23 protein-coding genes are annotated in these 22572 nt (G+C 68.1%); 18 read left to right on the top strand and 5 right to left on the bottom strand.

From position 1 onward, the window contains the following. Nucleotides 1–11: 11 nt before the first annotated feature. Both ACFVTD_RS11075 and ACFVTD_RS11080 read right to left on the bottom strand, forming a co-directional pair. On the bottom strand, nucleotides 12–248 hold the full coding sequence (locus ACFVTD_RS11075) for a hypothetical protein (protein ID WP_141158887.1): 237 nt from the start codon (nucleotides 246–248) through the stop codon (nucleotides 12–14). A 123-nt stretch (nucleotides 249–371) separates the two neighbouring features. Further along, on the bottom strand, nucleotides 372–1595 hold the full coding sequence (locus ACFVTD_RS11080) for a pyridoxal phosphate-dependent aminotransferase (RefSeq protein WP_387562326.1): 1224 nt from the start codon (nucleotides 1593–1595) through the stop codon (nucleotides 372–374). Nucleotides 1596–1740: 145 nt separating this feature from the next. Between ACFVTD_RS11080 and ACFVTD_RS11085 the strand changes: the two genes are divergently transcribed. Both ACFVTD_RS11085 and ACFVTD_RS11090 read left to right on the top strand, forming a co-directional pair. Further along, nucleotides 1741–2664 (top strand): AEC family transporter, encoded by a 924-nt coding sequence (locus tag ACFVTD_RS11085; RefSeq protein ID WP_387562329.1) that lies wholly within the window; start codon nucleotides 1741–1743, stop codon nucleotides 2662–2664. A 52-nt stretch (nucleotides 2665–2716) separates the two neighbouring features. Next, on the top strand, nucleotides 2717–3805 hold the full coding sequence (locus ACFVTD_RS11090) for an ATP-dependent DNA ligase (protein WP_387562332.1): 1089 nt from the start codon (nucleotides 2717–2719) through the stop codon (nucleotides 3803–3805). A 130-nt stretch (nucleotides 3806–3935) separates the two neighbouring features. Here the strand turns inward: ACFVTD_RS11090 and ACFVTD_RS11095 are convergent, their stop codons facing one another. Next, complete coding sequence (locus tag ACFVTD_RS11095) at nucleotides 3936–5255, bottom strand: MFS transporter (protein ID WP_387562335.1); 1320 nt, start codon at nucleotides 5253–5255, stop codon at nucleotides 3936–3938. A 230-nt stretch (nucleotides 5256–5485) separates the two neighbouring features. On the opposite strand from ACFVTD_RS11095, the gene ACFVTD_RS11100 reads away from it, so the two are divergent. The 12 genes from ACFVTD_RS11100 (at nucleotide 5486) to ACFVTD_RS11155 (ending at nucleotide 16866) form a co-directional block, all read left to right on the top strand. Beyond that, entirely contained in the window at nucleotides 5486–6340 is an 855-nt protein-coding gene (locus tag ACFVTD_RS11100; protein ID WP_387562338.1) for an IclR family transcriptional regulator, read from the top strand. Between the two features lie 154 nt (nucleotides 6341–6494). Further along, the gene (locus ACFVTD_RS11105) at nucleotides 6495–7376 is read left to right on the top strand and encodes a shikimate dehydrogenase (RefSeq protein ID WP_387562341.1); all 882 of its coding nucleotides are present in this window, start codon (nucleotides 6495–6497) and stop codon (nucleotides 7374–7376) included. Further along, nucleotides 7376–9247, top strand: a complete 1872-nt coding sequence (locus ACFVTD_RS11110) for a bifunctional sugar phosphate isomerase/epimerase/4-hydroxyphenylpyruvate dioxygenase family protein (protein WP_387562344.1) — start codon at nucleotides 7376–7378, stop codon at nucleotides 9245–9247. The genes ACFVTD_RS11105 and ACFVTD_RS11110 overlap by 1 nt, the downstream gene beginning before the upstream one ends. 51 nt (nucleotides 9248–9298) lie before the next feature. Continuing rightward, nucleotides 9299–10171 (top strand): protocatechuate 3,4-dioxygenase subunit beta, encoded by an 873-nt coding sequence (gene pcaH, locus ACFVTD_RS11115; protein ID WP_387562347.1) that lies wholly within the window; start codon nucleotides 9299–9301, stop codon nucleotides 10169–10171. Nucleotides 10172–10176: 5 nt separating this feature from the next. Further along, entirely contained in the window at nucleotides 10177–10731 is a 555-nt protein-coding gene (pcaG, locus tag ACFVTD_RS11120) for a protocatechuate 3,4-dioxygenase subunit alpha (protein ID WP_387562350.1), read from the top strand. Next, nucleotides 10728–12206 (top strand): lyase family protein, encoded by a 1479-nt coding sequence (locus tag ACFVTD_RS11125; protein ID WP_387562353.1) that lies wholly within the window; start codon nucleotides 10728–10730, stop codon nucleotides 12204–12206. Before pcaG ends, ACFVTD_RS11125 begins: the two co-directional genes overlap by 4 nt. After that, nucleotides 12199–13017, top strand: coding sequence for an alpha/beta fold hydrolase (locus ACFVTD_RS11130; RefSeq protein ID WP_387562356.1), 819 nt, complete (start codon nucleotides 12199–12201; stop codon nucleotides 13015–13017). The genes ACFVTD_RS11125 and ACFVTD_RS11130 overlap by 8 nt, the downstream gene beginning before the upstream one ends. Next, nucleotides 13014–13454, top strand: coding sequence for a 4-carboxymuconolactone decarboxylase (gene pcaC / locus ACFVTD_RS11135; RefSeq protein WP_387562359.1), 441 nt, complete (start codon nucleotides 13014–13016; stop codon nucleotides 13452–13454). Before ACFVTD_RS11130 ends, pcaC begins: the two co-directional genes overlap by 4 nt. Next, nucleotides 13451–14650, top strand: coding sequence for a thiolase family protein (locus ACFVTD_RS11140; RefSeq protein ID WP_387562362.1), 1200 nt, complete (start codon nucleotides 13451–13453; stop codon nucleotides 14648–14650). The genes pcaC and ACFVTD_RS11140 overlap by 4 nt, the downstream gene beginning before the upstream one ends. Further along, on the top strand, nucleotides 14650–15339 hold the full coding sequence (locus ACFVTD_RS11145; protein WP_387562365.1) for a 3-oxoacid CoA-transferase subunit A: 690 nt from the start codon (nucleotides 14650–14652) through the stop codon (nucleotides 15337–15339). The genes ACFVTD_RS11140 and ACFVTD_RS11145 overlap by 1 nt, the downstream gene beginning before the upstream one ends. A gap of 1 nt (nucleotide 15340) precedes the next feature. Continuing rightward, nucleotides 15341–16042 carry a 3-oxoacid CoA-transferase subunit B gene (locus tag ACFVTD_RS11150; protein WP_387562368.1) on the top strand — a complete coding sequence of 234 codons (702 nt, stop codon included), beginning with the start codon at nucleotides 15341–15343 and terminating at the stop codon, nucleotides 16040–16042. Between the two features lie 11 nt (nucleotides 16043–16053). Then, a complete protein-coding gene (locus ACFVTD_RS11155) occupies nucleotides 16054–16866 on the top strand; it encodes an IclR family transcriptional regulator C-terminal domain-containing protein (protein ID WP_387562371.1) in 813 nt (270 codons plus the stop codon). A 14-nt stretch (nucleotides 16867–16880) separates the two neighbouring features. Here the strand turns inward: ACFVTD_RS11155 and ligK are convergent, their stop codons facing one another. Together ligK and ACFVTD_RS11165 are read right to left on the bottom strand one after the other, a co-directional pair. Then, the gene (gene ligK / locus ACFVTD_RS11160; RefSeq protein WP_387562685.1) at nucleotides 16881–17564 is read right to left on the bottom strand and encodes a 4-carboxy-4-hydroxy-2-oxoadipate aldolase/oxaloacetate decarboxylase; all 684 of its coding nucleotides are present in this window, start codon (nucleotides 17562–17564) and stop codon (nucleotides 16881–16883) included. A gap of 22 nt (nucleotides 17565–17586) precedes the next feature. Next, nucleotides 17587–18612, bottom strand: coding sequence for an amidohydrolase family protein (locus ACFVTD_RS11165; RefSeq protein WP_387562374.1), 1026 nt, complete (start codon nucleotides 18610–18612; stop codon nucleotides 17587–17589). A 193-nt stretch (nucleotides 18613–18805) separates the two neighbouring features. Between ACFVTD_RS11165 and ACFVTD_RS11170 the strand changes: the two genes are divergently transcribed. The 4 genes from ACFVTD_RS11170 to ACFVTD_RS11185 all read left to right on the top strand — a co-directional run bounded on the left by ACFVTD_RS11170 (nucleotide 18806) and on the right by ACFVTD_RS11185 (nucleotide 22504). Beyond that, nucleotides 18806–19462: a GntR family transcriptional regulator gene (locus ACFVTD_RS11170; protein WP_387562377.1), complete on the top strand. Its 657-nt coding sequence runs from the start codon at nucleotides 18806–18808 to the stop codon at nucleotides 19460–19462. A 173-nt stretch (nucleotides 19463–19635) separates the two neighbouring features. After that, nucleotides 19636–20814, top strand: a complete 1179-nt coding sequence (locus tag ACFVTD_RS11175; RefSeq protein WP_387562380.1) for a Re/Si-specific NAD(P)(+) transhydrogenase subunit alpha — start codon at nucleotides 19636–19638, stop codon at nucleotides 20812–20814. Continuing rightward, nucleotides 20814–21134 carry an NAD(P) transhydrogenase subunit alpha gene (locus ACFVTD_RS11180; RefSeq protein ID WP_387562383.1) on the top strand — a complete coding sequence of 107 codons (321 nt, stop codon included), beginning with the start codon at nucleotides 20814–20816 and terminating at the stop codon, nucleotides 21132–21134. Before ACFVTD_RS11175 ends, ACFVTD_RS11180 begins: the two co-directional genes overlap by 1 nt. Further along, nucleotides 21131–22504 carry an NAD(P)(+) transhydrogenase (Re/Si-specific) subunit beta gene (locus ACFVTD_RS11185; RefSeq protein ID WP_387562386.1) on the top strand — a complete coding sequence of 458 codons (1374 nt, stop codon included), beginning with the start codon at nucleotides 21131–21133 and terminating at the stop codon, nucleotides 22502–22504. Before ACFVTD_RS11180 ends, ACFVTD_RS11185 begins: the two co-directional genes overlap by 4 nt. Nucleotides 22505–22572: the final 68 nt, after the last annotated feature.

Raw genomic sequence — 22572 nt, forward strand, 5'->3', positions numbered from 1 at the left:
TCCCGGACCGGCTATGCCACCCGCCAGACGCTGCACTCGTCCGTATTGATTGCTTTGCGCACCCCGCTGATGCGGTCCAGGATCCAGACCACGCCGATGCCCGGAGCTGTCTCCTGCACGCTGCCGCGGCGGATTACCACGTCGTCGTAGGAAGGCCCCACTGACAGGCGGGCTTCGATTTCGTCGCCGCGGTGGAGCTGGTCCAGGGCACGGACTCGTGTTACATGCGTGGTCGCTTTCTTCAACATCGCGGGGCCTCCTGGCTGGAGCTGGTGCCGGCTCTTGCCTGCACTGTCCAGTGTGGGCCTGGAATGTTGCGTGCCGGTTTCCCCGCGGTTAGGGTCCGGTTAGTTCTTCGCGCCCGCCCGGTTTCAGGCAGCTGCCCCGCGGTAGGCGGCCAGGAACGTGGAAATCCGCCGGACCGCTTCCTCGATGTCCAGCACCGACGGGAGGATGACGAAACGGAAGTGGTCCGGCGCGGGCCAGTTGAACGCCGAACCGTGGGAGACCAGGATCTTTTGGTTCCGCAGCAGGTCCAGGACGAACTTCTCGTCGCTTTCGATCGGGTACAGGTCCGGGTCCAGGCGCGGGAACAGGTACATGGCCCCCGACGCCGGGACGCACGTGACGCCGGGAATGGCCGTCAGGAGCTTGTGGGCCAGGTCCCGCTGTTCGCGCAGCCGGCCGCCCGGCTTCACCAACGCGTCGATGCTCTGGTACCCGCCAAGGCAGGTCTGGATGGCGTGCTGGGCGGGAACGTTGGCGCACAGGCGCAGCGACGCCAGCAGTTCCAGGGCTTCACGGTAGGCGGCGGTAGCGGCCAGCGGGCCGGTGATGGCCACCCAGCCGGCACGGTAGCCGGGCATCCGGTAGGCCTTGGAGAGGCCGCTGAAGGTCAGGCAGCAGACGTCCTCGGCCACGGCCGCGGTATGGATGTGCGTGGCCTCGCCGTAGAGCACTTTCTCGTAGATCTCGTCGGAGAACAGGACCAGGTTGTGCTTGCGGGCCAGGCCGGCGAATTGTTCCAGGATGTGGCGGGGGTAGACGGCACCGGTGGGGTTGTTCGGATTGATGATCACGATCCCCTTGGTGCGGTTGGTGATCTTCGCTTCCACATCGGCCATGTCCGGCCACCAGTTCTCCGCCTCATCGCAGATGTAGTGCACTGGCTTGCCGCCGGTGAGGGTCACGGCGGCGGTCCACAGGGGGTAGTCCGGGGCGGGGACCAGGATTTCGTCGCCGTTCTCCATGAACGCCTGCAGGGACATGGAGATCAATTCGCTGACGCCGTTGCCGACCACGATGTCCTCGACCCCGATGTTCATCAGGCCACGGGTCTGGTAGTACTGCGAGATGGCAGTCCGGGCCGTGAAGATGCCCTTGGAATCGCTGTAGCCCTGGGCGCCGCGAAGGTGGTGGATCATGTCCACCACCACGGACTCGGGCGCTTCCAGCCCAAAAGGTGCGGTGTCCCCGAGGTTCATCTTGAGGATCCGGTGCCCTTCGGCCTCCATGTTCTTGGCGGCCTCAAGGATGGGGCCGCGGAGTTCATAGCGGACATTGCGGAGTTTGCTGGAGTGTTGCATGGCGCGCATGGTTGATCTTTTCACAAAGCACGACGGCGGGCGGCGGCCAGTCCGTGGACGCCTGCTGGCACGGCGCTCCTTATTCGATAAGTTGTGAACTTGTAGTACTGCCTTCCGTGTGGTGGTGCACGGGAACGGGAAGGAAGTACCCCACGTGGGCGGTGTGCTGATCGGACTGGCGGTGATCGGCGTCGTCATTGCCGTCGGATATCTTGCTGCCCGCTGCGGCCTGGGCGATGAGCCCACCATCAACGCATTGACCCGCACCGCCTTCTTCATCACCAACCCGGTCCTGCTGTTCACGGTGGTCCTGAAATCGGACCTGTCCGTGGTTTTTTCGGCCTATGTTCCGCTGGCCATGATCACGGCGGCGGCCACCGCGCTGTTATACGTGGCTGCCAGCCGGATCTGGTTCCGGCGCCCCCTGGCCGAGACTGCGGTGGGCGCCATGGCCGGCTCCTACGTCAACGCCAACAACATCGGCATCCCCATCACGCTCTACGCCCTGGGGGATGCCACCCCGGTGGCCCCGGTCCTGCTGGTCCAGCTCCTCCTGTTCGCCCCGCTGGTCCTGACCCTGCTGGACCTGGACCAAGCCGGCCGCTTCTCGCCCCGGCTGCTGCTCACGCAGCCCTTCCGCAACCCCATGATCATCGCCTCGCTCCTCGGCGTGGTCCTGGCGGCGTTCCACGTCCAACTGCCCGCCCCGGTGATGGCGCCGCTCACCCTGCTGGGCGGCGCGGCTGTCCCGGTGGTGCTGCTGGCCTTCGGCATGTCGCTGCGCGGCACCAGGATGCTCCGAAGCGGCGGGCACACGGCCGAAATCCTCACTGCCACGGCGCTGAAGTCCGCTGTGATGCCTGCCGTGGCATACGTCGTCGGGCGCTTCCTGTTCAACCTGGACCACCACATGCTCCTGGGCGTGGTGCTCATGGCGGCGCTGCCCTCGGCCCAGAACGTGTTCCTGTTCGCCAGCAAGTACGGGCGCGGGGTGGCCGTGGCGCGGGAAACCATCCTGCTCTCCACGGCCGCCGCCGCGCCGGTGCTGGTACTGGTCGTCTGGCTGCTGGCGGCCTGAAGCGGGCGCGCCGCCCTACCGCCCGGGCGGCCGGCCGGGCAAGAATGGGCACATGGAACTTCCCGTGATGCCGCCCGTCCCGCCCATGCTCGCCAAGGCCGTCAGCGGCATCGACGGCATCCCCGGCAGCGGAGGCCTCAGCTACGAACCCAAGTGGGACGGCTTCCGCTCCATCATTTTCCGTGACGGCGATGACCTGGAGATCGGCAGCCGCAACGAAAAACCCATGACCCGCTACTTCCCGGAACTGGTAGCCGCGCTCAAGGAAAACCTGCCCCCGCGCTGCGTGGTGGACGGCGAGATCATCCTGGTGGGGACATCCGGGGACCGGCTGGACTTCGACACGCTGCAGCAACGCATCCACCCTGCCGCCAGCCGGGTAAAGATGCTGTCGGAACAGACTCCCGCAAGCTTCGTGGCCTTCGACCTCCTGGCCCTGGGTGACGACGACTACACCGGACGGCCCTTTTCGGAGCGCCGGGCCGCGCTGGAGAAGGCGCTCGCCGGCAGCAACGCACCGGTCCACCTCACCGCCGCCACCACGGATAAGGACACCGCCGCGCAGTGGTTCGAGCAGTTCGAGGGGGCCGGCCTGGACGGCATCGTGGCCAAGCGGCTGGACGGCCGGTACGAGCCGGACAAGCGGGTGATGTTCAAGGTCAAGCACGAGCGGACCGCGGACTGCGTGGTGGCCGGCTACCGCCTGCACAAGAGCGGGCCGGACGCTATCGGCTCGCTGCTGCTGGGGCTCTACAAGGACGACGGCGGCCTGGCCAGCGTGGGCGTGATCGGCGCCTTCCCGATGAAGCGCCGGCAGGAGCTGTTCCAGGAACTGCAGCCGCTGGTGACGGACTTCGACAACCACCCCTGGGCGTGGGCAAAGCAGGAGGAAGGCGAACGGACGCCGCGCAACGCCGAGGGCAGCCGCTGGAGCGCCGGGAAGGACCTGTCCTTCGTGCCCCTGCGGCCCGAACTGGTGGTGGAGGTCCGCTACGACCATATGGAGGGCGACCGGTTCCGCCACACCGCCCAGTTCAACCGCTGGCGGCCGGACCGGGACCCGGAAACCTGCACGTACGCACAGCTGGAGGAGCCGGTGAACTTCGACCTCGCCTCGGTACTGGAGACCGGCCGGAGCTAAGGGCGCCGTGCATTCCTGCCCAGTTACTCCCGCTTCCCCCCGGCGCCACCGCACGGAAAGCCCGCCGCCCCTGGTTTTCGAGGAGGCGGCGGGCTTTTGTGGCTATGTAACTGGGCGGGAGTGAACGCTCCTACTTCAGGCCGAGCAGCTTGGTGGGCGTCCGGAAGGACTCCCGGGCCGTCAGGGCGGACACGGCTGCAACGGCGCAGATGATGGCGGTGAAGATGCTGATCTGGACCCAGCCGCCGGGCTTGATGCCGCCCATGGCAGCAACGATTGCCGGGGCGAACCCTGCCATCAGGAAGCCCAACTGGGTGCCGATGGCCAGGCCGGAGAAGCGGACCTTGGTGCTGAACATCTCGGCGTAGAAGGACGGCCAGACGGCGTTGGCTGCTGCGTAGCCGCCGGAGAAGTAGCCGATGGCGGCAAGGAACATCAGCGGGACGCTGCCGGATTCCAGGCTGAGCAGGAACACGGGGGTCAGGATGGCGCTGGCCAGGGCACCGTAGATGAAGACGGGCTTGCGGCCGATCCTGTCCGCCAGCATTCCGAAGAGCGGCTGCGTGCCCAGGGCCACGATATTGGCGGCCACGACCAGCCAGAGGGTGGTGGTGCCGTCCACGCCGGCCACGGTCTTGGCGTAGCTGATGGCCAGGGTGCCGAACACGGTGGAGACGGCGGCGATGAAGGCGCAGCAGATGACGCGGAGGACGTCGCGCCAGTGGCCCTTGAGCAGGTCCGCGACGGGAAGCTTGGCGATCTCGGCGTTCTTCCGGGCTTCCTCGAACGCGGGAGGTTCGTGCAGGGTGCGGCGGATGAGGAACGCCACCACGACCACGACGGCGCTGAGCCAGAAGGGGATGCGCCAGCCGATGCCGAACTTGATCTCATCCGGCAGTGCCAGGACGGGGATGAACACCAGGGCGGCGAGGATCTGGCCGCCCTGGGTGCCGGTGAGGGTCCAGGAAGTGAAGAAGGAGCGGCGGTTGTCCGGGGCGTGCTCCAGGGTCATGGAGGAGGCGCCTGCCTGCTCGCCTGCCGCGGAGAGGCCCTGGCAGAGACGGGCCAGCACCAGCAGCGCCGGAGCCCACCAGCCGACGGTGTGGAAGTCGGGCAGGCAGCCGATGACGAAGGTGGAGGCACCCATGAGCAGCAGGGTGAACATCAGGACCTTCCGGCGTCCCACGCGGTCGCCGAAGTGGCCCAGGATGATGGCGCCGATGGGCCGTGCCACGTAGGCGAACCCGAAGGTCGCGAAAGACATTATGGCGGCGTTCGCATCGGCATTGGGGAAGAAGACCGTGGGGAAGATCAGTGCTGCGGCGGAGCCGAAGATGAAGAAGTCGTAGTATTCGACGGCGCTGCCCAGGAAGCTGGCGACGGCGGCCCTCTTGGGCGTCCCGGCGTTGGTGAGGGCGCCCTCCCCGGCGGACGGAAGTGTCTGGCTCATGGTGTTCCTTTGGTGTGACGACATTGTCGCGGATGGATCTGGGGGTCGCAGCCGCCGTTGCCTTGGTGCGGGCGGGGGTGCGGCTGGAGTCCGGTGGAAAGACCCGGCAGGGGTAGCCACATGGTGGGAGCTACTTGTGCGATACAGAAACTATGACTGTGAGGACAGTCACCTGTCAAGGAAATAATCACCATCTAGAAATAGCTCTCACATTGTGGCAATATCAAGACATGAGTGTGAACCAAGCCACAATCAACGACGACGTTCAGCCGGACCCTGCCGCGCTGGCCGGGGAGCCCGATGGCGGAGCCGGCGCGGGGGCGAAAAAGGCGGACCGGACCGACATGGTGGGCAAAGCCCTGGGCCTGCTGGTACTGCTGGGAGAGGAGCCGCGCGGTGCCAGTGCCGCCGAGATATCCCGCCGGGCCGAACTGCCGTTCAGCACTACCTACCGCCTGCTCGGATCGCTGGCACGCGACGGATTCGTGGACTATGAGCCGGATGGCCGCCGGTACCACCTTGGCCTCCGGATCTTCCAGCTGGGCCAGCGCGTTTCCAACCACCACGGTTTCGCCGGCACGGCCATGCCGGTGTTGCGCAGGGTGACCGCCGAAACCGGCGAGGCTACCATCCTCAGCGTCCGCGACGGCCTCCACCATCTCACCGTCAGCAAGGTGGACGGCCCGCAGATCTTCCGCGTGACCAGCGATCCCGGCCACCTGGGCTCCCTGTCCACCACCGCAGTCGGCAAGGCCCTGGTGGCATTTGCTGAGGACGCGGAGCGCGAAAAGCTCCTGGCGGAGTTGCCGCTCGAGCCGCTGACCGGGAAGTCCATCACGGACCGGGAGGCGTTCAGGGCCGAGATTGCCCAGGTCCGCCGGCAGGGCTACGCCGTGATGGACGAAGAGAATGAGGCCGGCATGCGGGCGGTGGCGGTGCCGCTGCTCAACAGCCAGGGCCATGCCTTCGCCTCACTGGCGACGGCGGTTCCCGTCTTCCGGCTGGACCTGGAGGACTTGATTGCCCATGTTCCGCTGCTGCAGGAGGCCGCCGCCGAGCTGGCGGCCAGGCTGCCGCAACGCTAGCGGACCTGGAGTCGAAGCAACTTTACGCCCTAATTTGTTCGTATAAAGAACATTAGTGCGATAAGTGAACATCTGTTGTACTGTAATCCCTATCACCCCGCAGCGCGGCCAGAGTTCCGCGCCTGCCCGGTGCCGTACCAAAGGAGCTGCACGCATGAGCATTCGAACTGAGTCCTACCTGGTGGGACTGGTCGGTGACGGCGTCACGCCATCGCTCACGCCGCCCATGCACGAACGGGAAGGTGACGTGCAGGGCCTGCGCTACCTGTACCGGCCCATCGACCTGCTCGAGCTGGGATTGACCGGAGAGGCGGTGGGCGACATCCTGCGGAGCGCCCGCACCCTGGGATTCAACGGGTTGAACATCACCCACCCGTGCAAGCAACTGGTCCTGCAGCACCTTGACGAGGTCAGCCCGGACGCGCGCCGGCTCGGTGCAGTGAACACCGTGGTCATCCGGGACGGCCGCTTCATCGGCCACAACACGGACTTCTCCGGCTTCGCCTCCGCCCTGGCATCGGGCCTGCCCGGCGCCCGGCTGGACCGCGTGGTGCAGCTCGGCGCAGGAGGTGCCGGCTCCGCGGTCGCCTACGCCCTGCTCAGCGCCGGCGTGCAATCCCTGGACCTGGTGGACATGGATCCCCAGCGCGCCGCAGAGCGCGCCGCCGAACTGGCAGGGTTCTTCCCGGGCCGCACCGTCACGGCACGCACGACGACGGAGCTGCCGCAGCTGATGCACGCGGCCGACGGCCTGGTGCACTGCACGCCGGTGGGCATGGCAGCCCACCCGGGAGTTCCGCTGGATATGGACTTGCTGGAGCGCCGGCATTGGGTGGCGGACATCGTCTACCGCCCCATCGACACCGAACTGGTCCGCGGCGCCCGCGCCAAGGGCTGCGAGGTCCTGGACGGCGGCCGGATGGCGGTAGGCCAGGCAGCCGACGCCTTCCGGATCTTCACCGGGCTGGACGCCGACCCGGACCGGATGCGCTCACACTTCCTGGAACTCGTGGCCGCCGAGGAGGTGGCCGCCTGATGCGCACCGGAATCGCCACCGTCTGCCTCTCCGGCACCCTCAAGGAAAAGATGCAGGCCTGCGCCATCGCCGGCTTCGACGGGATCGAGATCTTTGAACAGGACCTGGTCACGTCCCCGCTCAGCCCCGAGGACGTGCGGAAGATGGCCGCGGACCTGGGCCTTGGCCTGGACCTGTACCAGCCGTTCAGGGACTTCGACGGCGTCACGCCGGACCTGCTCAAGGCCAACCTCCGCCGCGCGGAGGCCAAGTTCAAGCTCATGGAACGCCTGGGCATGGACACCATCCTGGTCTGCTCCAACGTAGCTACCGCAACCATCGACGACGACGGCGTCCGCGCCGAACAGCTGGCGCAGCTGGCAAACCTGGCCGGGGACCACGGCGTCAAGGTGGCCTACGAGGCCCTGGCGTGGGGCAAGTACGTCAACGACTACGAGCACGCCCACCGCTTGGTGGAGATGGTGGACCACCCCAACCTGGGCACCTGCCTGGACTCCTTCCACATCCTCTCCCGCGACTGGGAAACATCCCACATCGAGGCGTTCAACCCGGAGAAGATCTTCTTCGTCCAGGTGGCGGACGCCCCCAAGCTCTCCATGGACGTGCTGTCCTGGAGCCGCCACTACCGGGTCTTCCCGGGCGAGGGGCAGTTCGAACTTGCCAGGTTCATGGGGCACGTGGTCCGCGCCGGCTACACGGGGCCGGTTTCGCTCGAGGTCTTCAACGACGTCTTCCGCCAGTCCGACGTGGAACGCACCGCCGTGGATGCGATGCGCTCCCTGATCTGGCTGGAGGAGCAAAGCGCCAAATGGCTCGCCGGCACCGAAGCCGCGCCCGGCAACGCAGCAGCGCTCCGCCGTCGTTATCCCATGGAACTGGCCACCCTGCCCAAAGTGAACGAGCCCGCCGGGTTCAACTTCGCCGAGGTCAAGGCCGACGACACCGTCCAGTTGGAGAAGCTCCTGGGCCAGCTCGGTTTCCAGTTCGAAGGCCGTCACCGGACCAAGGACGTCCAGCTCTGGACCATGGGCCAGGCCCGGGTGATCATCAACGAACAGGCGGCGCAGCACGCGGAACCGGCCATCGCCGCGCTGGGGTTCGACGTCGATTCCCCCGTCATTGCCTCAGCGCGCGCCCAGCAGCTCAAGGCCCCCGTGGTGGCCCGGAAGGTCCAGGCGGACGAGGAAGTGTTCCAGGGCATCGCCGCACCTGACTCCACTGAAATCTTCCTCTGCCAGGGCAGCCCGGACGGCACGGCGGCGTGGACGCACGAATTCGGCGAAGGGCTGGAACACCCGTCCGCCGGAACCACGGCGGTCATTGACCACGTCAACCTGGCCCAGCCGTGGCAGCACTTCGATGAAGCTGTCCTCTTCTACACCAGCGCCCTGGCCCTGGAGCCGCAGCCCTTCGCCGAGGTTCCCAGCCCCAGCGGCCTGGTGCGCTCGCAGGTCATGCAGACCTCTGACGGCGCGGTGCGGCTGGTCCTGAACCTCGCCCCCATCCAGCAGGCCCGGAACGAGGCCCGCAAGACCTACCAGGAACACATTGCCTTCGCCGTGGAGGACCTGGTGGCCACCGCCCGTGCCGCCCGGGAGCGCGGCCTGGAATTCCTCCAGATCCCTGCCAACTATTACGAGGACCTGGACGCCCGGTTCGATCTGGAACCCGGATTCCTGGCCACGCTTCAGGAGCTCAACCTGCTCTTCGACCGGGATGCCGACGGCGAGTTCCTGCACTTCTACACCGCGACCGTGGGCAGCGTGTTCTTCGAAATGGTGGAACGCCGCGGCGGCTACGACGGCTACGGCGCACCCAACGCCCCGGTGCGGCACGCGGTCCAGTACGACTCGCTGCACCGCACCACTTAAACCCGCACCACCCAGACGCAACACACCCAACAGATCAGAAAGGAGCCAGCCGTGAAGGACGACATCAACGCCGAGCTGGAGTCGGAGGAGCTCGTGCCCCCGGCCGAACCGAAGGCTGCCCACCAGCCCCTGGACCAGGCCAGCGAGTCGCAGGCGGACCTCAGCGCAGAGATCAACGCCATCGGCGAGGCCTACCGGCGCGCGCTCAAGGACGGCGGCCAGCCGGAGATCCAGCCCCGGCTGGACTACCCGCCGTACCGCAGCAGCATCCTGCGCCACCCCACCAAAAGCCTGCAGCACGCCGACCCGGAAACCATCGAGCTCTACTCGCCGGCCTTTGGGCACCAGGACGTGCACGCCCTGGAATCGGACCTGACCATCCAGCACAACGGCGAGCCCCTCGGTGAGCGGATCATCGTCACCGGCAAGGTCCTGGACGGCGACGGCCGGCCGGTGGCGGGCCAGCTCGTGGAGATCTGGCAGGCCAACTCCTCCGGCCGCTACATCCACAAGCGCGACCAGCACCCCGCGCCCATCGACCCCAACTTCACGGGAATCGGCCGCTGCATCACGGGCCCGGACGGCTCCTACCGGTTCATCACCATCAAGCCCGGCGCGTACCCGTGGAAGAACCACCTGAACGCCTGGCGGCCGGCACACATCCACTTCTCGCTGTTCGGCACCGAGTTCACCCAGCGCATCATCACCCAGATGTACTTCCCCGGTGACCAGCTGTTCCCGCTGGACCCGATCTACCAGACCATCGTGGACCAGGATGCCCGCGACCGGCTGGTGGCCACCTATGACCACAGCATCACCGAGCCCGAATGGGCGCTGGGCTACAACTGGGACATCGTCCTGACCGGCCCGAAGCGGACCTGGACCGAAAACGAGGCGCTCGGCGCCGCAGGCGACGAGGAGTAGGAAAGATGACCAAACTGGTACCCACCCCCGGCCAGACCGTGGGCCCGTTCTACGGCTACGCGCTCCCGTTCGAGAAGGACAACGAACTCCTGCCCCCCGGCTTCCCGGGCTCCATCCGCCTGCAGGGCACCGTGTACGACGGCGCCGGCCACACCATCCCGGACGCCATCCTGGAAATCTGGCAGCCGGACGGCGAGGGCAAGGTTGTCCAGCGCACCGGTTCCCTGGTCCGCGACGGCTACACCTTCACCGGCTGGGGCCGCGGCGCCGTCGGCAACACGGGCGTCTTCACCTTCACCACCGTCAACCCCGGCCCCACCAAGCCCGGCGCGGCGCCGTTCATTTCGGTGGCGCTCTTCGCCCGCGGCCTGACCAACCGGCTGTTCACCCGCATCTACCTGCCGGAGGACACCGAGGCACTGGCCAACGACCCCCTGCTCAGCTCACTGGACCCGGAGCGCCGCCAGACGCTCATCGCGCGCCGCGACGCTGACGGCGGCCTCACCTGGGACATCCGCCTCCAGGGTGAGGGCGAGACGGTCTTCCTGGACTTCCAGTGACGCACGCCGCCGCCCTGGGAGACCTGCGCGCCTTCGCGGAAGAGGCCGACGCCGGCCTGCTCACCCCCGTCTCAGCGTCGCCGTTGGTGGCGGCGCTGACGGGGGACCGGGCAGTGCTGGCGGCCATCCTCGCCGTCGAAGCCGGCTGGGCAGCCGTGCTGCAACGGGCCGGGCTGGCCCCTGCAGGTTCGGCCGCCGTCGTCGCCTCCGCTGCCGAGGCCGGCCGCTACGACCTGGCCGGTATCGCGCTGCGCACCCAGGGCGGCGGCAACCCGGTGATCCCGCTGCTGGCGGACCTCCGGAAGAACGTGGCGGCGCTCGATGCCGCCGGCGTGGGGGCCGCGAAGGCCGTGCACACCTCGCTGACCAGCCAGGACGTGCTGGACACCGCCCTGATGCTGCTGGCCCGCAACACCGTCCACGCGGTGCTGGCGGACCTGAAAGCCACCACGACGGCGCTCGCGCACCTTGCCGGACAGCATGCGGACACGCTGTGCGTGGGCAGGAGCCTGACGCAGCATTCGCTTCCGTATACGTTCGGGCTGCGGGCCGCACAGTGGTTCCAGGGCCTGGCCGCCGCGGGGCGGCAACTGGAAAGCCTCGGATTCCCGGTCCAGTTCGGCGGCGCGGCGGGAACCCTCGCTGCCGGAACCGTGCTGACGGATGGCTCCGACGCCACACCGTTCACCCTGGCCGACGCCCTGGCGTCCCAGCTGGGTCTGGCCCCGGCCGCTGCCCCCTGGCACATCAACCGCCTGGCCATCACCTCCCTGGGCCATGCCCTGGCATCCGTGCTGGACGCCTGCGGCAAGATCGCCGCGGACGTCCTGTTCCTGAGCCGGCCCGAGGTGGCTGAGGTCGCCGAGCCGCGGGCCGCCGGGCGGGGTGTCTCCTCGGCCATGCCGCAGAAGCAGAACCCCGTGCTGTCCGTCCTGGTCCGGAGCGCCGCTCTCCAGGCGCCGCAGCTGGCCGCCCAGCTGCATGCGGCCGCCGCCAACTTCAACGACGAACGCCCGGACGGCGCCTGGCACACCGAATGGCCGGCCCTCCGCCAGCTGCTGGCACTGGCCCTCGGCGCTGCCGGGCATCTCCGGGAACTCGCCGAAGGGCTCCGGGTGTTCCCGGACGGCATGCGCCGCAACCTCGACCTGTCCGGCCCGCTGCTGCTGGCCGAAGGCGTCACCGCCGCCGTGGCTCCGCTGCTTTCGGAGCAGGACGGCCGCACCGGCAAGCAGCAGCTGCAGCAGGTGGTGGACCGGACCCTCGACGCAACCCCTTCGGAGCAGGCCGCGACCTACCGGAAGTTGTTCCGCGAGGCCGTCCCCGCCGCCGTCGTCCCGGACGCCCGGCTGGAGGAACTCCTGGACCCCGCCAGCTACCTGGGCCAATCGGTGGAGATCAGCCGCCGAATCCTTGCCGCCTACCCCGAATTTGATTCCACCCCCACCGACGCGAATGGAGCTTCCCGTGGCTAAGCCGGCCTTGAAGGCAGCGCTGCTGTCCCCGCAACGACCCCTGGGCGACCACCCCCTGATCGTGGCAGGTCCCTCCCTGGGCACCTCCACGATCCTGTGGAACAAGGTGGCATCCCTGCTCGGCAACGATTACGACGTGGTGGCCTGGGACCTTCCCGGCCACGGGGTTTCGCCCGCCGCCGGCGAAGGGTTCGACGTCGCCGCGCTTGCCGACGCCGTCGTGGACCTGGTGGACTCCATCGCCCCCGGCGAAAACTTCCACTACGCCGGGGTTTCCCTGGGCGGCGCGGTGGGCCTGCAGCTTGGCATCAAGCACGGTGAACGGCTCAAGAGCCTCTCCGTGCAGAACAGCGGCGCCAAGATCGGCACCCCCGAAGGCTGGCTGGAGCGCGCCGAAACCGTCCGCACCCAGGGCACGCCCGTGATGATCCAGGGGTCCGCCGAGCGCTGGTTCGCGCCCGGCTTCATGGACCGGGAACCCAATTTCAGCAGCAGGCTCCTGCACGCCCTGCGCGACGCCGACCGCTTCAGCTACGCCTTCTGCTGCGAAGCGCTGGCCGCCTTCGATGTCCGGGAAGAGCTGGGCAGCATCACCGTCCCCACCCAGGTGATCGCCGGCGCACTGGACGGCGTAGCGCCGCCCGCCATGGCCGAGGAAGTGGCAGCGGGTATCACCGCAGGTGGCGGCACCGCGACGGCGGTGACCGTGGAGGGCATCTCGCACCTGGCACCCGCCGAGGCACCGGCCCACGTCGCGGACCTGATGCGCAGCCTGGCCTCCTGGGCCGAATCACGGCAGGCAGCCAAGTGAGCGGCGCTGAACACGACGGGGCTGAGCGCCACGGTGTGGTCCAGCCCGGCGCCACCAGCCAGGAAATCTACGACGGCGGCATGGCCGTCCGGCGCCAGGTCCTGGGCGACGCGCACGTGGACCGGGCCAACGCCAACAAGGACGAATTCACCGACGACTTCCAGGACATGATCACCCGCATCGCCTGGGGCGGAATCTGGACCCGGCCCGGCCTGACCCGCCAGATGCGCTCCGCGGTCACCATCACCGCCATGGTGGCGCACGGCCACTGGGAGGAGCTGGCCATGCACATCCGCGCCGCCCTCCGGAACGGCCTCAGCAGGGACGACATCAAGGAAATCCTGCTGCAGACCGCCATCTACTGCGGAGTCCCCTCCGCCAACACCGCCTTCAAGACCGCCCAGCAGGTCTTTCGAGAAATGGACACCACCCCATGAACCAGGCTTTTGTGTACGACGCCGTGCGCACCCCGTTCGGCAAGTTCGGCTCCGGCCTTGCCGCCGTCCGTCCGGACGACCTCGCAGCGCACGTGATCAAGGAGTCCGTAAAGCGCGCACCGTCCCTCGACGTCGAGCGGATTGATGAGGTGGTGTTCGGCAACGCCAACGGTGCCGGTGAGGAGAATCGCAACATCGCCCGGATGGGCACCCTGCTCGCGGGCCTGCCGGTGTCCATCCCCGGCACCACGGTGAACCGGCTCTGCGGCTCCTCCCTGGACGCGGCGATCATTGCGTCCCGCCAGATCAACGCCGGCGATGCCGACCTGATGCTCGTCGGTGGCGCGGAGTCGATGTCCCGTGCGCCGTGGGTGCTGCCCAAGACGGAGAAGCCGTACCCGGCCGGGGACATGACCTTGGCGTCCACGACGCTGGGCTGGCGCCTGGTGAACAAGGCGATGCCCAAGGAATGGACCATCTCCCTGGGCGAGGCCACCGAGCGGCTCCGCGAAAAGTATGGCGTGACCCGGGAGGCGCAGGACGAGTTCGCAGCCAACTCCCACAACCTGTCCGCCGCCGCCTGGGACGAGGGCTTCTACGACAACCTGGTCACCCCGGTCCCGGGCAGCGACCTGGTCCGCGACGAAGGCATCCGCGCCGGGTCTTCGGCTGAGAAGCTCGCCGGTCTCAAGACCGTGTTCCGGGCAGAGAACGGCACGGTCACCGCGGGCAACGCGTCCCCGCTGTCCGACGGCGCCTCCGCGGCCTGGATCGGATCCGAGGCCGCCGCCGGGCTGCTCGGGCTGGACCCGCTGGCGCGCATCGCCGGGCGCGGCGCACACGCCAACGATCCGCAGTACTTCGGCTACGCCCCGGTCGAGGCGGCGAACAAGGCCCTCGAAAAGGCGGGCATCGGCTGGGAGCAGGTGGGCGCCGTCGAACTTAACGAAGCGTTCGCCGCGCAGTCCCTTGCCTGCATCAACGCCTGGGGCGTCGACCACTCGATCGTGAACCGGCACGGCGGGGCCATCGCCATGGGACACCCGCTGGGCGCGTCCGGGACCCGGATCCTGGGCACCCTGGCCCGGTCCCTGCAGGCCTCCGGCGAACGTTGGGGCGTGGCCGCGATCTGCATCGGCGTCGGCCAGGGCCTGGCCGTCGTCCTCGAAAACGTCACCGCTGGAAAGGACCAGTAATGCTGAACTTCGTAGATTCGGTCCAGGACGCCGTCGCCGGCATCAAGGACGGCTCCACCGTGATGATCGGCGGGTTCGGCAACGCCGGCCAGCCGTTCGAACTGATCGACGCGCTGCTGGACTGCGGCGCCAAGGACCTGACCGTGGTGAACAACAACGCCGGCCAGGGCGACCAGGGCCTGGCACTGCTGATCAAGGAGGGCCGGGTGAAGAAGATGATCTGCTCCTTCCCGCGGCAGTCCGATTCCTGGCACTTCGACGCCAAGTACAAGGCCGGCGAGATCGAACTCGAACTGGTGCCGCAGGGCAACCTGGCAGAACGGATCCGCGCCGCGGGAGCTGGGATTGGCGGGTTCTTCACACCCACCGGCTACGGCACCATGTTGGCCGAGGGCAAGGAAACCCGGTTCCTGGACGGCAAGTGGCAGGTTTTCGAAACCCCCATCCACGCCGACGTCGCCCTGATCAAGGCCCTAAAGGCGGACGGGAAGGGCAACCTGGTGTACCGCAAGACGGCACGGAACTTCGGTCCGATCATGGCCGCGGCCGCGAAGCACACCATCGCCCAGGTCTCCGAGATCGTCCCCACCGGCGGGCTGGACCCGGAGAATGTCGTGACCCCCGGGATCTACGTCAACAGCATCGTCAAAGTTGCCGGCAGCGGCAGCACGGCAGGAAAGGCGGCCTGAGATGAGCCTCACCGAAACCAGCATCAAGACCTCCGAAACCCCGCTGGGCCGGGACGACCTGGCCAAGCTGGTGGCCAGGGACATCGCCCCCGGGTCCTTCGTGAACCTGGGCATCGGCCAGCCCACCCTGGTGTCCAACTACCTCACCGAGGAACAGAACATCACCCTCCACACGGAGAACGGGATGCTCGGCATGGGCCCGGAAGCCAAGGGCGAGGAGATCGACGGCGACCTCATCAACGCCGGCAAGATCCCCGTCACCGAACTCCCGGGCGCGTCCTACTTCCACCACGCTGACTCGTTCGCGATCATGCGCGGCGGCCACCTGGACATCTGCGTCCTGGGCGCCTTCCAGGTCTCCGCCACCGGGGACTTGGCGAACTGGCACACCGGCGCACCCGGGGCGATTCCCGCCGTCGGCGGTGCCATGGACCTGGCTACCGGCGCCAAGGACGTCTTCGTCATGATGACCCTCCTCACCCGGGAAGGGGCCTCCAAGATCGTGGACGCGTGCACCTACCCGGTCACCGGCGTCGGCTGCGTCACCCGTGTCTACACGGACAAGGGCGTTTTCCTCACCGGCCCGGACGGCGTCTCCGTCCGCGAAACCTTCGGCTGCACCCTCGAAGAACTCCAGGAACTGGTGCCGGTCCCGCTCACGGCCGCACCCGCCGACGGACGCCAGGGCCCGGGCGCATCCTAGGATTGGTAACCATGACCGACGCCGCAGGTACCGACACCAGGCCCGCCCCGCAGGCCGGCGACCAGTATGTCCAGTCGCTGGCCCGGGGGCTGGCGGTAATCCGTGCCTTCGACGCCGACCGCCCCGTCATGACGCTCACCGAGGTCGCCTCCCGCACCGGCCTGACCCGGGCCACGGCGCGGCGCTTCCTGCACACGCTGGTGGAGCTCGGCTACGTGCGGACCGACGGGAAGACCTTTGCACTCACGGCCAAGGTCCTTCAGCTGGGGTACGCGTACCTTTCCGGGCTGTCACTGCCGCAGCTGGCCCAGCCGCACCTGGAGGAGTTGTCCCTCAAGCTGGGCGAATCCACTTCCGCAGCGGTGCTGGACGGAACGGACATCGCCTACATCGCGCGGGTGACCAGCCGCCGGATCATGACCGTGGGCATCACCGTGGGTACCCGGTTCCCGGCCTATGCCACCTCGATGGGGCGGGTGCTGCTGGCCTACCTCCCGCCGGCGGACCTGAAGGCCTACCTGGCGTCCGCCGAGGTCAGGCCGCTCACTCCGCGTGCCCTGGGCTCCGTGGACCAGCTGGTGGGGGTGCTGGAAACCGTACGGGCGCAGGGCTGGTGCCTGCTGGACCAGGAGCTGGAGCTGGGCCTCATGTCCGTGGCAGCCCCGGTCTATGACGGGGCCAAGGTGGTGGCGGCGGTGAACGTGTCGCTGCAGGCCCAGTCCGTGGAGGCCAAGCCGGACCCGCAGGCGTACCTGGCATCGGTGGCGCAGGAGATTGTTGCCACTGCCAGGCTGATTTCGGCCGACCTTACCGCCCGGGGATAGCAGGGGCCCGGGCTTCAGTCCACGTACCGCAGTCCGGCTTCCTCCAGCGGTCCGCGCATGTTGTAGATGTCCAGGCCCAGCTCTCCCGCGGCGAACCGCCCGCGCTTGGTTTCTTCGTTGTCTTCGCGTTTCCTGGCGGCTGCCGCTACCTCCGCGGCGCGGGCGGCGGGCACCAACACCACGCCGTCGACGTCGGCAATGACCACGTCCCCGGGGTTCACCAGCGCGTTGGCGCAGACCACCGGGATGTTCACCGAGCCCAGGGTGGCCTTGACGGTGCCCTTGGAGTTAATGGCCCGGCTGAACACGGGAAAGTCCATGGCCTGGAGCGCGGCGACATCGCGGCAGCCGCCGTCGATGACCAGGCCGGCTGCGCCTTGTGCCCGGAGCGATGTTGCCAGCAGTTCGCCAAAGAAGCCGTCCTCGCATTCGGTGGTGCAGCCAGCCACCACCACGTCTCCGGGGCGGACCTGTTCGGCTGCAACATGCAGCATCCAGTTGTCGCCGGGCTGGAGCAGGACGGTGACAGCGGTGCCGCACAGGGCGGCGCCGGGGTAGGCGGGGCGGATGTAGGGGCGCATGAGTCCCAGCCTGCCCATCGCCTCATGGACCGTGCTGACGCCAAAGGCGGAGAGGGCCTTAACGGCGTCCTCCGGTGCGCGGGTGATGTTGGTGTGGACCACCCCTAGTTCCTGCATCCTGGTTCCCTTCGAAGGCATCTCACCTGCCCTGCCGCTTGAGCAGGGCATCGAGGCGCGGATAGACGGTACGGGCGTTGTGCTCGTGGACGGCACCGAGTTCTGCCTCGTCCAGGCCGGCGTCGTCGATGTAGCGTGCCGTGTCGTCGAAGTGGTGCCCGGTCCACGGGTCGATGTCCCGGACGGCGCCTATCATTTCGGAGGCGAAGAGGATGTTCTGCGTGGGGATGACTTCCAGCAGCAGGTCGATTCCGGGCTGGTGGTACACGCAGGTGTCGAAGAAGACATTTCCCAGCAGGTGCTCTTCCAGCGCGGGCTTCCCCATGGCCATGGCAAGCCCGCGGAATCTTCCCCAGTGGTAGGGAACTGCACCGCCGCCGTGGGGAATGACGAGCTTCAGGGTGGGGAAGTCCCTGAACAGGTCCCCCTGGATGAGCTGCATGAACGCGGTGGTGTCCGCGTTGAGGTAGTGCGCGCCGGTGGTGTGGAACGCGGGGTTGACGCTGGTGCTGACGTGGACCATGGCCGGGATGCCGTACTCCACCATCTTCTCGTAGACGGGGTACCAGGACCGGTCGGTCAGGGGCGGGGCAGTCCAGTGGCCGCCGGACGGGTCGGGGTTCAGGTTCAAGGCTACGGCGCCGTATTCCTCCACGCAGCGCGTAAGTTCGGGGAGGCAGGTGGCGGGGTCCACGCCGGGAGACTGGGGGAGCATCGCCGCGGGGACGAAACGTTCCGGGTAGAGCCGGCTGACCCGGTGGCAGAGTTCGTTGCAGATGGCGGCCCACTCCGCCGAGGTTTCGAAGGAGCCTACGTGGTGGGCCATGAAGGACGCGCGCGGCGAGAAGACGGTGAGGTCGATGCCGCGTTCGTCCATGAGCCGCAGCTGGTTCGCCTCGATGCTTTCGCGCAGGTCGTCGTCGGAAATTGACAGGTCGGTTCGGGAAGGTGCCAGTGAAGGATCCTGCAGGGCCGCCACCTGCCGGTCACGCCACAGCCCAAGGGCGGCCGGCGCCGTGGTGTAGTGGCCGTGGATGTCAATAATCATCGCGCATGCTCCTGGCAGGGGCGCCTGCCAGGAGCATGCGCCGTTCTAACTCGATAACCGCACAAGCAAATGTTGTCAGCAATATAGCTAACAATCAATGCTTTGGGGGGCCAGCGCAAACAGGTCTGGAGTACGCTGAATCCGGAAATTGTCAGCGAAATTGGCAACCGGCCGGACAGGGAGATGGTGGGCAGTGGAAACCGTGGATGGAACGGGCCGGGCCCTCACGGCTGCCGAGCTCGCGGAGCTGCTGCGCACCGCCATCGTCAGCGGGGAGCTGGTTCCCAACCAGCGGCTCGTGGAAGGCGACCTCGCTGCCGAGTATGGGGCGAGCCGCGGAAACATCAGGGTGGCCCTCTCGGAGTTGAGCGTGGAAGGCCTGGTGGAACGCGTCCAGAACCGCGGGGCCAGGGTCCGGGCCGTCTCCGTGGAGGAGGCCGTTGAAATCACCGAGGTGCGGGCTGCGCTGGAGGCGCTGTGTGCCCGCAAGGCCGCGGAACGGGCCACGGACAGTGACATCGCGGAGCTGCAGGAGCTGGCGGCCCGGATGAAGGGCGCCGTGGACCGGGGAGACCGCGAGTCCTACTCGGAAGGCAACCAGGCGATGCACGAAAAAATCATTGCCATGAGCGCGCAGAAGACCGCCGCGGCAACCATCCAGCGGCTCCGCGGACAGGCCGTCCGTTTCCAGTTCCGGCTGGCACGCCAGCCGGGACGTCCGGCTGTCTCGCTCCCGCAGCACCTTGCCGTCATTGAAGCCGTCTGCGCGCACGATGCCGACGCCGCCGCGGAGGCCATGCGCGTCCATCTGGAAAGCGTGGCGGACGCCATCCGCGCCAGCAACAAGTAATCCCCGCCGTTCAGGCCGGTCGCGCCGCCGCCCGGCAAGAGGCGGCTGACAGGCGAATCGTTACCCACAACCTCCCTGCCGGCTACTCCCGCCGCGGGCCGTCGCGCTTTAGACTCAAGCCAACTGCGTGCAGCAGAGCCGCTGCACTGCTCGTCAGGAAGAGGAGTCGGCGGGTGAAACTGGGGATTCCGCGGGAACGCCGGGAGGGCGAGCGGCGTGTGGCCGCCACCCCGGATACGGTCAGGCAGCTGGCGGCGATGGGACTGGACGTCCTGGTCGAAGCCGGGGCGGGGGACGGCGCCGGGCATGCCGATCCCGCCTACCAGCAGGCCGGTGCCACCATCGTCCCCGTACTGGACACCACGGCCCTGGATGTCCTGGCCCACGTCAGGCCCCTTGACCCGCACTTTGCCGCGTCCCTGCCAAGGGGAGCCGTAACGGTGGGCCTCGCGTCGCCGTCGTCCGAACTGCCCGCGGTGCAGGCGCTCGCTGACAATGGAATCACCTCCTTCGCCCTGGAACTGGTGCCCCGCATTTCCCGCGCCCAGTCCATGGATGCCCTGACTTCCCAGGCCCTGGTGGCCGGGTACCGCTGCGTCCTGGAGGCCGCCATCAGGCTGCCCCGGTTCTTCCCGCTGTACATGACCGCGGCAGGGACCATTCCGCCGGCGAGGGTCCTGGTGCTCGGCGCCGGCGTGGCAGGCCTGCAGGCGATCGGCACCGCCAAGCGGCTGGGTGCCCGGGTCTTCGCGAACGACATCCGTCCCGCCTCCGCCGACGAGGTCGCGTCGATGGGCGGCACCTTCATCCGGCTGGACCTGGAAACCGCTGAAGCGGCCGGCGGCTACGCGCGGCAGCTCAGTTCCGACGCCGGCACCCGGCAGCGGCAGCTGCTGGCACCCCACGTGGCGCAGTCGGACGTCCTGATCACGACGGCGGCCGTCCCCGGACGCCCCGCCCCGCTCTTGGTGACACGCGGGATGGTCCAGGGCATGCGCCCCGGTTCGGTGGTGGTGGACCTTGCCGCGGAATCCGGCGGCAACGTCGAAGGCTCGGTGGCAGGCGAGGACATTTCCATCCCCACAGCCGATGGAACCGGACACATCACCCTGGTGGGCTTGAAGGATCCGGCGTCCGCGATGGCGTCGGACGCCTCCCGGCTGTACGCCAAGAACGTAGCCAACCTGCTGGCCCTGTTGGTCCATGACGGAAGCCTCACGCTGGATTTCGACGACGAAGTGGTGGCCGGCGCCTGCCTCACCCACGCCGGGGAGGTGCGGCACCGGCCCACCGCGGACCTGCTCGCGGCACGGACGGCCAAGGCTGCGGCCGGGCAGGAAGGTACACGCTGATGGATGGAATCGCCCTGCTCACCATCACCGTGCTGGCGGTGTTCGTCGGCTTCGAGGTGGTCTCGAAGGTCTCCAGCACCCTGCACACGCCGCTGATGTCCGGTGCCAACGCCATCCACGGGATCATCCTGGTGGGCGCCATCATCGTCGCCGGCCAGGCAGCCGATCCGTGGGTGCTCGCGGTGGCGCTGCTCGCCGTCGTCCTCGCCACGGCCAACCTGGTGGGCGGGTTCGTGGTGACGGACCGGATGCTTCACATGTTCCACGGCAAAAAGGACGTCGTGAAGGCAGGCGCCCAGCCCAAGGCAGGCAGCAAATGAGCCTCCTTGACCCCATCTGGACCTCCCTGCTCTACCTCGCCGCTGCGGTCTGTTTCATCCTGGCCCTCCGCGGCCTCAGTTCACCCCGGACGGCACGCCGCGGAAACCTGGTGGGGGCACTCGGGGCGCTGATCGCCGTCGTCACCGTCTTCCTGTCCGCCCGGCTGGAGAACATCCCCTGGATCCTGGCCGCCATCGCCGTGGGTTCCGCGGTGGCGGCGCCCGTGGCGAGGCGGGTGAAGATGACGCAGATGCCGCAGCTCGTGGCCCTGTTCAACGGGGTGGGCGGCGGCGCAGCGGCCCTGGTGGCGCTCCTGGAGCTGGGCCATGCGGAGGACCCCTGGGTCCGGGTGGCGATTGTGTTCACGCTCCTGGTGGGTGCGGTGTCCTTCGCCGGTTCCGGGATCACGTTCGCCAAGCTGCAGGAACTCATGACAACCCGGCCGGTGGTGTTTCCCGGACTCCCGGTGGTGATGGCCCTGGTCCTGCTGGCGGCGGTGGCGGCGGCGGTGGCCGTGGTCCTCACCGGATCAGTCCCGCTTGCGGTCCTGCTGCTGGTCCTGGGCCTGGCCGCCGGTGTCCTGCTGGTGCTGCCCGTGGGCGGCGCCGACGTTCCCATCGTCATTTCACTCCTGAACGCCTTCACCGGCCTGGCCGTCGCGGCATCCGGCCTCGTGCTGGGCAACGTCCTGCTGGTGGTGGCCGGGACCCTGGTGGGAGCCTCCGGCACCATCCTCACCCGGGCCATGGCGGCGGCCATGGGCAGGAGCGTGGCGGGCATCCTGTTCGGCGCTTTCCGGGGAGGTTCGACGGCGGGGTCCACGGCCGTGAGCGAACGTCCAGTCCGGTCGTCCTCGGCAGAGGACGTGGCGGTGCTGCTGGGGTATGCCCAGCGCGTGATCATCGTCCCTGGTTACGGGCTGGCGGTGGCGCAGGGCCAGCACACGGCTGCCGAGCTGGCCCAGGCCCTGGAAGCCCGGGGCATCGAAGTGGACTTTGCCATCCATCCCGTGGCCGGGCGCATGCCGGGCCATATGAACGTCCTGCTGGCTGAAGCCAACGTGCCCTATGAATCGCTCAAGGAAATGGGCGAGATCAACCCCGAGTTTAAGACCACCGATGTGGCCTTGGTGGTGGGCGCCAATGACGTGGTGAACCCTGCCGCCAAGACGTCCTCCGGATCCCCGATCTACGGGATGCCCATCCTGGAGGTGGCGGAGGCCCGGCAGGTGGTGTTCCTGAAGCGCTCCATGCGCCCGGGCTTCGCTGGAATCGAGAACGACCTGCTGTACGAGCCCCAGACATCCCTGTTGTTTGGTGACGCCAAGGACTCCCTGGCCCAGGTGCTGGGCGCCGTCAAGGCGCTGTAGCAGGGGAACAGCCCACGCCGGGTTACCCTTCTCTCAGAAGCTTGCTTTACATCCGCCATCAGAGGACG

The sequence above is a fragment of the Pseudarthrobacter sp. NPDC058119 genome (assembly GCF_042884655.1).
Lineage (GTDB): Bacteria > Actinomycetota > Actinomycetes > Actinomycetales > Micrococcaceae > Arthrobacter.